This is a genomic window from Acinetobacter pittii (assembly GCF_034064985.1).
GTDB classification, from domain to species: Bacteria; Pseudomonadota; Gammaproteobacteria; order Pseudomonadales; family Moraxellaceae; genus Acinetobacter; species Acinetobacter pittii_H.
Genome location: NZ_CP139249.1, coordinates 2,730,989 through 2,744,882, shown reverse-complemented (window position 1 = coordinate 2,744,882; position 13,894 = coordinate 2,730,989). Strand labels below are relative to the sequence as shown.

The 13,894-nt window shown below is 38.8% G+C and carries 10 protein-coding genes and 1 tRNA gene; 6 read left to right on the top strand and 5 right to left on the bottom strand.

Annotated elements, in window-relative coordinates; genetic code table 11:
• Position 1: 1 nt before the first annotated feature.
• From SOI76_RS13165 to noxB, 5 genes are all read left to right on the top strand, one after another.
• Positions 2–1,837 (top strand): extracellular solute-binding protein, encoded by a 1,836-nt coding sequence (locus SOI76_RS13165; protein ID WP_205668393.1) that lies wholly within the window; start codon positions 2–4, stop codon positions 1,835–1,837.
• Between the two features lie 31 nt (positions 1,838–1,868).
• Entirely contained in the window at positions 1,869–2,921 is a 1,053-nt protein-coding gene (gene yejB, locus SOI76_RS13160; protein WP_205668394.1) for a microcin C ABC transporter permease YejB, read from the top strand.
• Complete coding sequence (gene yejE / locus SOI76_RS13155; RefSeq protein WP_104079372.1) at positions 2,921–3,931, top strand: ABC transporter permease; 1,011 nt, start codon at positions 2,921–2,923, stop codon at positions 3,929–3,931. The genes yejB and yejE overlap by 1 nt, the downstream gene beginning before the upstream one ends.
• Positions 3,906–5,501 (top strand): ABC transporter ATP-binding protein, encoded by a 1,596-nt coding sequence (gene yejF / locus SOI76_RS13150; protein ID WP_104079373.1) that lies wholly within the window; start codon positions 3,906–3,908, stop codon positions 5,499–5,501. Before yejE ends, yejF begins: the two co-directional genes overlap by 26 nt.
• A 188-nt stretch (positions 5,502–5,689) precedes the next feature.
• Positions 5,690–6,934 carry an NADH:flavin oxidoreductase/NADH oxidase family protein gene (noxB, locus tag SOI76_RS13145; protein ID WP_104079374.1) on the top strand — a complete coding sequence of 415 codons (1,245 nt, stop codon included), beginning with the start codon at positions 5,690–5,692 and terminating at the stop codon, positions 6,932–6,934.
• A gap of 42 nt (positions 6,935–6,976) precedes the next feature.
• On the opposite strand, the gene fhuA is transcribed toward noxB, so the two are convergent.
• From fhuA to pyrC, 4 genes are all read right to left on the bottom strand, one after another.
• Positions 6,977–9,091, bottom strand: a complete 2,115-nt coding sequence (fhuA, locus tag SOI76_RS13140) for a TonB-dependent siderophore receptor (protein WP_104079375.1) — start codon at positions 9,089–9,091, stop codon at positions 6,977–6,979.
• 174 nt (positions 9,092–9,265) lie between these two features.
• Positions 9,266–9,341, bottom strand: a tRNA-Glu gene (locus SOI76_RS13135).
• 18 nt (positions 9,342–9,359) lie between these two features.
• Complete coding sequence (rnt, locus tag SOI76_RS13130; RefSeq protein WP_032054854.1) at positions 9,360–10,022, bottom strand: ribonuclease T; 663 nt, start codon at positions 10,020–10,022, stop codon at positions 9,360–9,362.
• The gene (pyrC, locus tag SOI76_RS13125) at positions 10,007–11,041 is read right to left on the bottom strand and encodes a dihydroorotase (RefSeq protein WP_005070491.1); all 1,035 of its coding nucleotides are present in this window, start codon (positions 11,039–11,041) and stop codon (positions 10,007–10,009) included. Before pyrC ends, rnt begins: the two co-directional genes overlap by 16 nt.
• Positions 11,042–11,190: 149 nt before the next feature.
• On the opposite strand from pyrC, the gene SOI76_RS13120 reads away from it, so the two are divergent.
• Positions 11,191–12,453 (top strand): GGDEF domain-containing protein, encoded by a 1,263-nt coding sequence (locus SOI76_RS13120; RefSeq protein ID WP_104079376.1) that lies wholly within the window; start codon positions 11,191–11,193, stop codon positions 12,451–12,453.
• Positions 12,454–12,512: 59 nt separating this feature from the next.
• On the opposite strand, the gene argG is transcribed toward SOI76_RS13120, so the two are convergent.
• Positions 12,513–13,871, bottom strand: a complete 1,359-nt coding sequence (gene argG, locus SOI76_RS13115; protein WP_014206117.1) for an argininosuccinate synthase — start codon at positions 13,869–13,871, stop codon at positions 12,513–12,515.
• Positions 13,872–13,894: the final 23 nt, after the last annotated feature.

The following is a 13,894-nucleotide window of genomic DNA, read 5'->3' as shown; positions in this document are numbered from 1 at the left end:
TATGCATAAATCATCTTTTCAACTGAGCCTGCTAGTCGGGCTCAGTGTCGTTTCACATACAGTTTTTTCTGCACAGCAAACCACTTCATATATAGCGATTCATTCCAAACCTAAATATTTAGGAATGATGGCTATGCCATATGCAAACCCGAATGCCCCTAAAGGTGGCCTGTTAAGTCAGGCCGCTCAAGGAACTTTTGATAACCTCAATAGTATGAATGGTAAGGGGAATGCTACTGAGGGCGTTAATTATCTTTTTGATACCTTAATGACGCAGTCGTTAGATGAGGTTGGAGTTTTATATCCTCTTTTGGCAGAAAAAGTGAGTTATGACCCAGAAAAAACGCAGTCTGTTACTTTCTATTTAAACCCTAAAGCGCGTTTTAGTAATGGACAGCCAGTCACTGCGACGGATGTTAAATTTAGTTTTGATGCCTATCAGACTAAGTCTAATTTAGGTTTGCAAATGTACCTTGCCGATTTGGCTAAAACAGAAGTAATAAATACTCATCAAGTAAAGTTTAGTTTTAAGTCTACACATAATCCTAAAATGCCATTCATTTTGGCAACCTTACCGATTTATTCAAAAGCAGATTGGCAAAAAAGAGATTTTAGCCGAATTACCCTACAACCGATTATTGGTTCGGGACCGTATGTAGTTGAACGAATCGATCCGGGTAGAAGCATTAGTTATAAACGAAACCCGAATTATTGGGCAAAAGATTTACCTATTAATAAGGGACGTTATAATTTTGACCGCTTGAGATATGTTTATTATCGAAATTGGGATATTGCTTTTGAAGGATTTAAATCTGGGCAATACACTTTGCATGAAGAAACTAATCCTAAAAAATGGGTAACAGATTATCGTTTTCCAGCTGTAAAAGCAGGGTTGGTTTCTCAATATAAGTTTCGTCACCATAATCCTATCGCCACTGAAAGCTATGTTTTTAATACGCGACGAAAACCTTTAAATGATATTCGTTTTAGACAAGCTTTAACCTATGCCTATGACTTTGAATGGCAGAATAAAGCTTTGTTTTATGGCCAATATCAGCGCCTACAAAGTTATTTTGAAAATAGTGAATTAGCAGCAACAGGTCGACCTTCAAAAACTGAATTAGAGTTGTTAAAACCGTTATTACCTAAGTTATCTCCACTCATGCAACAAGGTGTTTTAGCCGACTGGAAATATCCAGTGTCGGATGCAAGTGGGTTCAACCGTCAGAACTTGTTAACTGCACGGCAATTACTCATACAGGCGGGTTATAAAGTTAAAGAAGGGCGATTATTTACGCCAGAAGGCAAAAAAGTTCAGCTTGAGTTCTTAATTCAGCAAGATGGTAAACAACGAACACTTTTACCTTTTATTCGTAACCTAAAAAAGTTAGGTATTGCAGTTAATTTGCGTCAGATCGATGCTCCGCAATATTTAGAAAGGACTCGTCGTTATGATTTTGATATGACCACAATGAATCTGCCGCAATCTCTCAACCCGGGCAATGAACAAACTCAGTTTTGGGGGAGTATCGCCGCAGCGCAAGATGGAAATTATAATTATGCAGGGATTCGCAACCCCGTAATTGATCAAGTGATTTCAAAACTCGTTGCAAGTAAAAGCCGTGAACAACAGATTATTTATACTCGCATTCTCGATCGATTGCTTAGAGCTGGTTATTATCAAATTCCGACCTATGGTAAAGGTGAAAACTGGTATGCTTATTGGAATATGTATCAACAACCTAAAGTTAAACCAGCACTTTCTTCTGGGATAGAATATTGGTGGAGTGATGTAAACAAAGCCAAAACAGTTGCCAAATATTTACATCAACAATAAAAAGCACCTGCCATAAAGGAAATCCTGTTATATGGGTTCATATATTCTCAAGCGACTTCTTTTAATGATTCCCACATTGTTTGTCATTTTATTGATTAACTTTGTGGTTGTGCAAATTGCACCGGGTGGGCCAGTTGAGCAAGCAATACATCAGGCACAAAGCGATTTGGGAATTGGACGTGCATTAAGTGCAGAAACTTATTATCAAGGTGCTCAAGGTTTAAGCCCTGAAATGGTTGAGCAAATTAAGGCTCAGTACGGCTTTGATCGTTCTGCCCCTGAACGTTTTTTTCTAATGTTAAAAGGCTATTTAACTTTAGATTTTGGACAAAGTTTCTTTAAAGATAAACCAGTCGTGCAATTGTTGTGGGAAAAAATGCCTGTTTCCATTTCACTTGGGCTGGTGAGTACATTACTCATTTATCTCATTTCTATTCCACTGGGAATTAAAAAGGCAAGACAACAAGGTTCGTGGTTTGATCGGTCCACTTCGTTAGTTCTTGTGGTGGGATATGCTGTACCAAGTTTTGTATTTGCCATTTTATTAGTTGTTTTTTTTGCGGGTGGCTCTTATTTTCAATGGTTTCCCTTACAAAATTTAGTATCAGATAACTTCCATCAACTTAGTCTTTGGGGCAAAGTTACCGATTATTTATGGCATATGAGTTTGCCACTGATTACCATGGTATTAGGCGGTTTTGCCAGTTTAACTTATTTAACTAAATACTCATTTTTAGAAGAACTCAATAAACCCTACGTTTTGTCAGCCTATGCAAAAGGTTTAAACAGCCAACAAGTTTTATATAAACATGTATTTCGTAATGCTATTTTAGTTGTGCTCGCAGGCTTGCCAGAAGTGTTAGCGGGTATTTTCTTTGTGGGTAATCTGTTTGTAGAAATTATTTTTCATTTAGATGGGGTGGGCTTGTTGGGCTTTGAAGCAATTGTCCAGCGTGACTATCCAGTTATTTTTGGGGTTTTATTTTTCTTTACTTTATTTAGCCTAATTTTACGTCTCATATGTGATGTGTTGTACCAGTGGATTGATCCCCGAATTCACTTTGATGCACAAGGAGGCAAATAATGTCCTTGATTGTGCGGACACGATTACAGCGTTTTAGACAGCATAAATTGGGCTGGGCCAGCTTTATTTTATTTAGTCTAATTTTGCTTTTGTCATTAGCCGCGGAGTTGATTGCTAACGATAAACCATTGTTAGTGAAGTATGAAGATTCTTACTATTTGCCAGTGTTTAAAACATATCCGGAAACGACGTTTGGTGGAGTGTTTGAAACAGAAGCTGATTATAAAGACCCCGCCGTACAATCGCTTATTGAGGCTAAAGGATGGGCAGTTTGGCCCCTCATTCAGCTTTCATATCAAACGCCCAATTTAGATTTGGCAGTTCCTGTGCCGTCACCGCCTTCCAAGCAAAACTGGTTGGGAACAGATGATCAAGGAAGGGATGTTTTTGCCCGCATTCTTTATGGCTTAAGAGTATCGTTACTTTTTGGTTTAGCTTTAACCTTTTGTTCCTCTTTATTTGGAATTACTGTAGGCGCCATTCAAGGTTACTATGGCGGTTGGGTAGATTTATTAGGACAACGTTTGGTTGAGGTCTGGAATGGCTTACCCATGCTTTTTATGGTCATGATTTTAGTCAGCATGTTTGTTCCAAATGTATATTGGCTATTTTTTATTATGCTCTTTTTTGGCTGGACCATTTTGGTGGGAATTGTCAGAGCAGAATTTTTGAAAGCTCGCCAGTTAGATTATGTTCGTGCAGCCCAAGTTTTGGGAGTGACCGATCGCGCGATTATTTTTAGGCATATTTTGCCTAATGCGATCAGTTCGAGTTTGTCTCAGTTACCTTTTATTTTAACAACTAACATTAGCGCTTTAACTGCTCTTGATTTTTTAGGTTATGGTCTGCCGCCAGATGCTGCCTCTTTAGGTGAATTATTGCTACAAGGTAAAAATAATTTAGATGCGCCATGGCTAGCAATTTCAGGCTTTTTTAGTCTGGCGATTGTTCTTTCACTTTTAATTTATATTGGGGAGGCGGCTCGTGATGCTTTTGACCCAAGAAAATAATTTAAATCCCGCTTTAGCATTATTAAAAGTAGAGCAGCTTTCAGTTCAAACCAAAGACCAAAAGGTTTTATTGGAAGATCTGAATTTTTACTTAAGCGAAGGGGAAACACTCGCTATTGTGGGCGAAAGTGGTTCTGGTAAATCGATGAGTTGCTTAGCAATAATGGGTTTGCTACAAGAAAAATTAGAAATAACGGGTCAGGTCTGGATTGATTCACAAAATATGCTTGAGCTAGATGAAAGAGCTCAATCAAATTTACGCGGTCGACAAATCGCTATGATTTTTCAGGAGCCTGCTACTGCGTTAAATCCGTTACATCGGGTTGAAAAAATTATAGGGGAAAATCTTCTTTTATCAGGTTTTTCAAAAATTGAGGTCCAAAAGAAAATAGTTGAGCTACTAAAAGATGTGGGAATTGTTGAACCAGAACAAATTTTAAAACGCTATCCAAATGAACTCTCTGGTGGACAAAAACAACGTGTCATGATCGCGATGATATTGGCGCTTCGGCCTAAAATTTTGATTGCTGATGAACCTACTACTGCGTTGGATGTGGTTTTGCAGATACAAATTTTAGAGCTATTAAAATCTTTGCAAGCAAAATATGGAATGGCACTTATTTTAATTAGCCATGACCTCAATTTAGTGTATCGCTATGCTGAAAAACTTATTGTATTGCAAAGTGGGTGTGTAGTAGAGCAAGGTGAACTGAGCCAAATTTTTACAAACCCTAAAACAAGTTATACAGCACAATTATTAGATCATGATTTTGGAAAAGTAGAGTCTAGACCCGCTCAACAGAATGTTTTATCAGTTCGACAGCTTAGCGTGCAGTTTCCTATAAGAAAAGGAATTTTAAATCGCATTCAAGGGTATTTCACCGCAATAGAAGATTTGAGTTTTGATCTTGCTCAAGGTGAATCGCTTGGGTTGGTTGGTGAAAGTGGTGCGGGTAAGTCATCTCTGGCGATGGCTTTGGTCCGACTTATTAAAAGTGAAGGGCAGATTGTTTTTTTAGGGCAAGATTTGAATCAGCTACAGCGCAAAGTCCTACGTTTGATGAGATCTGATTTTCAACTTGTATTCCAAGACCCATTTGGAAGTTTAAACCCGCGTATGACAGTAGGGCAGATTATTGCTGAAGGATTGAAAGTGAAAGCAGTAGCTGATAACGAGATCAAACAGCAAGTTGAATCTGTATTGGTAAAAGTTGAATTGGCTGAAGATTTTCAACACCGTTATCCTCATGAGCTTTCAGGTGGCCAACGTCAACGTGTGGCCTTAGCTAGAGCTTTAGTGGTTCAGCCTAAACTTTTAATTTTGGATGAACCTACCTCTGCCTTAGATCGGACCACGCAAAAAGCCATGATCAAGTTGTTGCGACAATTACAGCAAAGCGAGCAGTTAAGTTATATTTTTATTAGTCATGATCTCAATATAGTGAAAGCACTGTGCCATAAAGTGATGGTATTACGTCATGCCAAAGTTGTTGAATATCAGGAAACTGAACTTCTATTTTCTAAGCCTCAGACTGAATATACCAGACAGTTAATTAGAGCATCTTTTTAAAATAAAGATCTTAATTACTTGTTTTTTAATAAAATAATTAAAATTTTTATTTTATGCAAAAAGTTGCATATTTTTATATTCTTTAAAATTGACATGTGCTATTGTCAGTTATCGATTATGCCTTGACATGCACAATAACTTATTTAAATTAGAGTAATTGCTCTAAAAATCAAAAAAAGAGGTTAACCATGAACCAGATTGCTCAACCCATCACAATTCGTAATACCACCTTTAAAAATCGAATTATTAAAGGCGCAATGAGTGAAGCGCTTGCAAATTATGAAGGCCAACCAAATGACTTACATTTGGGTCTATATGGTGCATGGGCAAAAGGTGAGCTTGGCTGTGCAATTACGGGTAATGTCATGGTAAATGCCGGAGCAAAAAATGAACCAGGTGTTGTAGTTATTGAAACTGAACGTGACCTAGAGCGCTTAAAAGAGTGGGCGGCATTAGGTAAAAAATATGGCATGGTTCAGTTGATTCAATTATCGCATCCAGGTCGCCAGTGTCCAAAAGGTTTAAATAAAGAAACCGTAGCACCATCAGCAGTACCTTTTAGTCCAGCATTAGCAACCATGTTTGGAACACCACGTGAACTTACTCATGAAGAGATTCTAGATATTATTAAACGCTTTGCCACATCAGCTCAAATCTGTGAAAAAGCAGGTTTTGAAGGGGTGCAATTACACGGCGCACATGGTTATTTAATTAGCCAGTTTTTATCGCCATTAACCAATAAGCGTACAGATCAGTGGGGCGGTTCAGTTGAGAATCGTACTCGTTTTTTACTAGAAGTTTATAAAGCGGTACGTGAAGCGACTTCAGATAATTTTATCATTTCAGTGAAGCTTAACTCGGCTGATTTCCAGCGTGGTGGTATTAGCGAAGAAGACGTGATTTCAGTGTTTAAAGCAGTGGATGAAGCTGGTATTGATTTAATTGAAATTTCAGGTGGAACTTATGAGGCACCAGCAATGGCTGGAGCTAAGGCTGACAAACGTAAAGCAAGTACGATTGCACGTGAAGCATACTTTTTAGATTTTGCTGAAAAAATTCGCCAGCATGTTAAGTGTAAACTTATGGTGACAGGCGGTTTTCGTACTGTAGAAGGCATGAACGCTGCACTTGAAAGTGGAACATGTGACTTTATTGGTATTGCTCGTCCATTTGCTGTGGAAACTGATTTAACAGAACGTTTAATTGCAGGGCAAGACGTGCGTTATGCCGTAAAGCCGATTAAAACAGGTTTACCTTTTGTCGATAAAATGGCAATTATGGAAATTATTTGGTATGCCGCTCAATTTAAAACCATTGGTAAGGGTAAAAAACCAAATCCAAAACTTTCACCACTAGTGGTGTTTTTAAATTATGCCAAAGGCAATATTAAAGCGGTGATTCAAGGACAAGTGAATTCACGTAAGTCTGCGTAAACCAGATGCGCCATTTCAACAATTGAAAATGGCGCATTTGTTTTAGAACATATAGCTCATACCCAATTGAACCGTACGTGATTCACCCGGATAAGCATAGGAACGAAAAGCACTTTCATCATAAACTTTATCAAAAATATTCTTCACATCTAAGTTAAGACGAAGTTTTGGTGTTGCCTGATAATAAGAAACTAAATCTGTAACTGCATAACCTTTCATGGTGTAAGTACTATTAGCTGTTTGTCCTGCACGTTTATCAATGTATTTTTGATTGATGCCTAGACCTAAGCCTTGTAAAGGACCGTCCTGAAATTCATAGATATTTAAAAGATTAAAACTATTCTTTGGAATATTGGCTAAAGCGGTTCCTTTTTGCAAAGTATTGTCTTTAGTTACTTCCGCATCTGTATAGGCATATCCGCCAATAATTTTCCAAGCTGGAGTAATTTGTCCCGCAACGTTTAGCTCAATGCCTTGGCTACGAACTTCACCAGCAGCCACTTTATAATTTGAGAATAAAGGATCATTTGTTAAAACGTTTTCTTTATTAGCATAGAAAATAGCTGAGTCGACTGAAAGCATATTATTGAGAGCTAACCATTTAAATCCTAACTCGTAAGCTATACCTTCTTCTGGATCAAAACCTTCGCCACTATGACTTCCACCAGTATTTGGTTTAAAAGATTTTGCAGCATTACCATAGAGTGAAAGGTCATCACTGGCTTTATAAACTAAACCTAAACGTGGAATAAATGCATCATGACTAGTGTTCCAATTGGGTTTACTCGGGCGCAAATCCTGATAGTCATGTTCATAGTGCTCAAAACGTAAACCTAATAGTGCACTTAAACGTTCATTTAATTCGATTTGATCTTGTACAAAAACGGCTGTTGTTTTTAAGTTTTCACGGTCATGTGTAGTAACTGTATTAAGTTCAGGTAGTGGTTGCCCTAAAACCGGATTATAAATATTAATAAGGTAGCTATCGATATCTTCGCTTGAGCGAATAATGTATGACTTATAATCATAATTTTCATATTCAAGCCCAGTCACTAAGGTATGTGCTAATCCTAAAAGCTGGAAATTACCTGTTAGATTAATTTGGGCGTCTGTATCTTGCCATTTTAATTCGCGATAGTTGTAATTCCGGCCTAAAGTTTCGCCGTCATTTTGAATGCCATTTGCTTCTACTGCATAGCCATACAATTTGCCATTTAAATATTGCACACCAGCATTAAGCTTCCAGTCATTTCCAAAGTCGTGTTCGACTCGTAATTGAGTCATGTCATTATCATTATAGAGTCGGTTGTTGTATTTACCTGTTTCCCATAAATAGGTTTCGGGTGAACTGTTAAATGATTTCTGACCTCCATAGCGTGTTTGGCCACGATCAAGTGGATGCTGATTTCGTAATATATCTGCTTCAAAAGTAACTTTGGTTGCATCAGAAGCTTGCCATTGGATGACTGGTGCAATTCCATATCGTTTGGACTCGACATGATCGCGGTAACTATCACCACCTTCTGCAATCACATTGAGGCGATAACCAATGTTTTCTGCATTTGGAATAGTGCCTGTAGTGTCTATAGTAGTACGATATAAACCTTCACTGCTAAGCTGGGCACCTAAAATGGTTTGTTGCTCAGACTTCGGTGTTTTAGAAATTAGATTAAACGTACCACCTGGATCACCACGGCCATATAAGCTAGAAGAGGGACCACGTAAAACGTCTACACGTTCAATAGTATTGCTATCTGGCGCATTTGGATAACCACGGTTAATCGGGAATCCATTACGGTAAAACTCACCGCTGGTGAAACCACGAAGGTTAAACCCTGTTAAGCCTTGGCCACCAAAGTTATTAGCACGAGTAACGCCGCCAGCCAAATCAAGCGCTTCGATTAAACGTGTCGCACCAATATCTTCAATTACTTTTTGAGTCACCACGCTGACAGATTGTGGCGTATCTTTTAATGCGACTTCGCTACGTGTTGCGCTAGTTGAGCTATCGACTTTATAGGCTTGGTCGGCAGCTTGTTGGGCTTTAATCTTAATGGTAGCAAGCGTCGTTGAGGAACCATTGGTTTCTGCGAAAGCACTTGAAATACAGCAGAGTTGAGCGATGCTCAGGGAGAGAAGGCGAAGCTTAAGATCCATTTAAAACCTTGTTGATAATAAATATCAGTATAAAAATAAGAATTATTATATTGTAAATCTATGTAAAGGAAATACTGGATTGTTGATATATGTGTACAAGTGTATTTTATTAGGAAATACAGAAAATTAGAAATATAAAAATAAAATAGAAAGGAATTTTATAAGAAGAGAATATGGCGTCCCTACGGGGATTCGAACCCCGGTTACCGCCGTGAAAGGGCGATGTCCTAGGCCTCTAGACGATAGGGACGTTGAGGATGGCGGTATCTTAAGAAGCCGCCACCAAACTGTCAAGGAGGTAAGGTGACAGTTTGTTCAAAATATAGCAAAACAGTTCAGCAGTCTTCTGAGTATCGTACAAAGCAGAGTGTGCTTCTTTGCCATCGAACTCAATTCCAGCTTGAATACACGCTTTCGCAAGTACAGTTTGTCCAAACATAACAGCACTTAAAGTAACCGTATCCATCACTGAAAAGCTATGGAATGGATTTTGATTTTTTGTGCTTGTACGTGCAATTGCTGCTTGTAAAAAGCCAAGATCAAAATGCGCATTATGACCAACTAGCACTGCATGGGTACAATGTTGCTGTTTACGGACTTCATTCACCGATTTAAAGATACGGCGTAATGCGGTGCGCTCATCTTCAGCCATTGCCATACGCATTGGATTGAATGGATCAATACCAATAAAGTCTAGAGAACGGCGGTCGAGATTAGCCCCTTCAAATGGGTTAATATGCGCATGAAATGCTGGACCAGGGACAAATTGTCCCTGAGCATCATACACAATTGGAATGCACGCAATTTCTAGCAATGCATCTGTCTGGGCATTAAAACCTGCCGTTTCAACGTCAACAACAACAGGTAAGAAGCCACGAAAACGTTGGCCAATGACCGGGACAGAGGTTTCTTGTGTCACACTTTTCTCCATTGCAGCGTTTTCCCGGCATGCAGCGGGATGATTTTTTGATCATCTAAATAATCAAAAGATTCTGGAACGAGGTTATCTTCTTTTACCAAAGTAATCGTAGAAGTATTACGTGGTAGACCGTAGAAGTCTGCACCAAAGTGGCTAGCAAAGCCTTCTAGGCGCTCTAATTTACCCACTTGATCAAATGCTTGAGCATAAAGTTCAATTGCATTAGGTGCACTATAACAGCCTGCACAGCCACACGCATTTTCTTTTGCATTTTGCGAGTGAGGTGCGCTATCTGTACCCAAGAAAAATTTAGGGTTACCGCTCGTTGCAACTTCAAGCAAAGTGGTCTGGTGAGTTTGACGCTTTAAAATTGGTAAACAATAGAAATGCGGTTTAATACCACCCACCAACATATCATTACGGTTAAATAATAAATGCTGAGGCGTGATTGTTGCAGCGACATTACGATCTTGTTCTAAAACAAAGTGTGCAGCATCGCTTGTTGTGATGTGCTCAAGTACCACTTTAAGTTTTGGAAACTGTTTTAATAACGGTGATAAAACTTCATCTAGGAAGCGTTTTTCACGGTCAAAAATATCAACATGGTTATGAGTCACTTCACCATGAAGTAATAACGGAACTTGGTGCTCTTCTAGTTGCTCAATGACTGCATAAACTTTACGAATATCACTTACACCGTTATCAGAGTTGGTGGTCGCGCCTGCTGGGTAAAGTTTAATAGCATTTACATGTCCAGATTCTTTAATTTTACGAACTTCGTCTGGTGAGGTGAAATCAGTAAAATAAAGCACCATACGCGGGTCAAAATTAAGACCTTCTGGAACATGTGCAAGAATACGTTCACGGTAAGCCAATGCTTCTTCCACAGTTTTTACAGGTGGAACAAGGTTTGGCATACAGATCGCACGAGCAAATTGTTTGGCCAAATCAGGTACAGTACGTTTTAATGCTAAACCATCACGTAAATGTGCATGCCAATCATCTGGCTGGAGCAGGGTAATAGAGTCCAAGGCAGTTCAAACTTCGAAATAAAACAAATGATAATCGATAAAGTGTGAAAATGGTAACGAGAATTACGGACAAATGGCAAAATAAAGCGCCAGACGCATTAAAAAATAATGTTATATTTTGTTAATGTGTAAGAAGCAGGAATCAAGTAGTGGCGAATAGGGGAAATGTACATGAATTACTCAAAGCAAAAGAAGAAATAGAATATTTGGTAACTCTACATACCCATCGTTATGCCAATACGCCTTTGCCACATCAATTAGAAAAAAAATTCTGGTGCCTAAACCTTGAGCGAACTAAACAGAATATCTCAAAATTTTTAGCAAGTGGCATTTTAACCTACCTTATTTTTATTTTACTTGCTTTACCAACTGACTACTTGGTAATCGGGGTGCCTAATATTACTTGGGACTTCATCTATTGCTTACTGAGTGCAATGAATATTGCTTGTGCGCTACTACTATTTTGGGTTTTTGCAAAGTTTAAAGGCCTCAGTGAATATTTTTATATCGCTGCCTGTGGCATTGTATTTCTGACCATTATTATCAATGCAATGCTGCTTCTTAGCGTAGAAAATGTCGCCCTTAAAAACCAGTCGATGTTACTAATTTCCTTCTTATATATGCTGGGGTTTATTTTAAGCGGAATAAAGCCTCTGCATATGCTTTATGTGGGTTTGATCGCAGCGATTTGTGTTTTTTCTCTACTGATTTTATTGCAAGCAAATTGTGATTATATTGCTTTGGGAAGAGCGCTGTTTGGAAGCTGTATTTTAGGTTTTTCAATTAGCACGATGCTCACCTCTAGAGAAAGAAGTCTTTTTTTAAATAACCAGCTTGCTGAACTTAATGAACAGATTTTAAGAATTGAGGCATCTGAGTTGCTTCATTTAAGTCAGCAGGATGCACTGACCAATATCTCAAATCGACGTACTTTTGATGAGATGTTCGACTTTTTTTACTATCGCGCAAAGCAAGAAAAGCGTCCATTGGCTGTTTTATTTATTGATATCGATTTTTTTAAAAATTATAACGATTTTTATGGGCATCAAATGGGCGATAAGGTCATCTCATCTATTGCCTCTGCAATTAAAAATTCGATACGCCATGTTGATTTTGTGGCCCGTTATGGCGGAGAAGAGTTTGTCGTGCTGTTGCCGAAAACACCTGCACAAGGTGCTTATGCGGTCGCTGCAAATATTTATAAAGCGATTGAGCGACAAGCGATTCCTCATGCTGCATCTTTAGTTTCTAAGCAGGTCACCATTAGTTTAGGTTTTACTGTTTATACAGAAGGTTTTAAAGTAAATCAGGAAAAGTTAATTCATGCTGCGGATCAAGCTTTGTATCGGGCTAAACAGCTTGGACGTAACCAGATTTATTATCAGCCTCTAGAAGTAGTGGAACCTGCTTAAACAGAGACTTAAAATAAAAAAGCCACCTTTGTCGGTGGCTTTTTTATTAAGTAAGAAAATTATTTTTTCTTGCTATCGAGTTGTGGCACAGCAGAACCTTGACCGATTGAAAGCAAACCAGCATCTGTATAGATACCAAGTTTTGCACGTGTATCGGTAATGTCGAGGTTACGCATAGTCAACTGACCAATACGGTCCATTGGCGTAAACATTGAATCGCCTTTTTCCATTGTTAAACGTTCAGCTTCGTACGTTAAGTTCGGAGATTCAGTGTTCATGATGGTGTAGTCATTACCACGACGAAGTTCAAGAGTTACTTCACCAGTAATTGCTTTAGCTACCCAACGCTGTGCAGTTTCACGTAACATAAGCGCTTGAGAGTCGAACCAGCGGCCTTGGTAAAGTAAACGACCTAAACGTAAACCGTTAATGCGGTATTGTTCGATCGTATCTTCGTTATGAATACCAGTAACTAAACGCTCGTAAGCAATATGAAGAAGAGCCATACCCGGTGCTTCATAAATACCACGAGATTTTGCTTCGATAATACGGTTTTCGATTTGGTCAGACATACCTAAACCATGACGGCCACCAATACGGTTTGCTTCAAGAATAAGCTCAACCGGATTGTCAAAAGTTTGACCGTTTAATGCAACAGGTACACCTTCTTCAAAACGTACAGTCACTTCTTCTGGAGTAATTTCAACTTCATCTTTCCAGAAAGCAACACCCATAATTGGGTCAACGATTTTGATACCGGCATTTAAGTATTCAAGATCTTTTGCTTCGTGAGTCGCGCCCAACATGTTTGAGTCAGTTGAGTACGCTTTTTCTTTTGACATTTTGTAGTCAAAACCGTTGTCGATGAGGAACTGTGACATTTCAGCACGGCCACCGAGTTCATCGATGAAGTTTTGATCTAACCAAGGCTTATAAATTTTAAGATTTGGGTTAGTCAACAAACCATAACGATAGAAACGTTCAATATCGTTACCTTTATAAGTTGAGCCGTCACCCCAGATGTTTACGTCATCTTCTTTCATTGCAGTAACTAACATAGTACCTGTTACTGCACGACCGAGTGGAGTCGTATTGAAATATGGAACGCCACCTGTACTGATATGGAATGCACCACACTGAATCGCAGCAATACCTTCAAGCGCAAGTTGTAAGCGGCAGTCAATTAAGCGAGCTTTTACAGCGCCGTATTGTTCTGCTTTCTTTGGAATTGCATCGTAGTCATCTTCATCTGGCTGGCCTAAGTTTGCAGTATATGCATAAGGTTCTGCGCCTTTTTGTTTCATCCACAATAAGGCAGCTGAAGTGTCTAGGCCTCCGGAGAAGGCAATCCCAACTTTTTTGCCTACTGGTACATGCTGCAAGATAGTTGCATTATCAGTCATTGCTAATCCTAACATTTATGAAAAAGACCCCATATAGG

Coding starts and splice junctions, on each gene's coding strand:
- fhuA (WP_104079375.1), bottom strand. CDS start 9,091: ATGGATCTTAAGCTTCGCCTTCTCTCCCTGAGCATCGCTCAACTCTGC.
- yejE (WP_104079372.1), top strand. CDS start 2,921: ATGTCCTTGATTGTGCGGACACGATTACAGCGTTTTAGACAGCATAAA.
- SOI76_RS13165 (WP_205668393.1), top strand. CDS start 2: ATGCATAAATCATCTTTTCAACTGAGCCTGCTAGTCGGGCTCAGTGTC.
- yejB (WP_205668394.1), top strand. CDS start 1,869: ATGGGTTCATATATTCTCAAGCGACTTCTTTTAATGATTCCCACATTG.
- argG (WP_014206117.1), bottom strand. CDS start 13,871: ATGTTAGGATTAGCAATGACTGATAATGCAACTATCTTGCAGCATGTA.
- noxB (WP_104079374.1), top strand. CDS start 5,690: ATGAACCAGATTGCTCAACCCATCACAATTCGTAATACCACCTTTAAA.
- rnt (WP_032054854.1), bottom strand. CDS start 10,022: ATGGAGAAAAGTGTGACACAAGAAACCTCTGTCCCGGTCATTGGCCAA.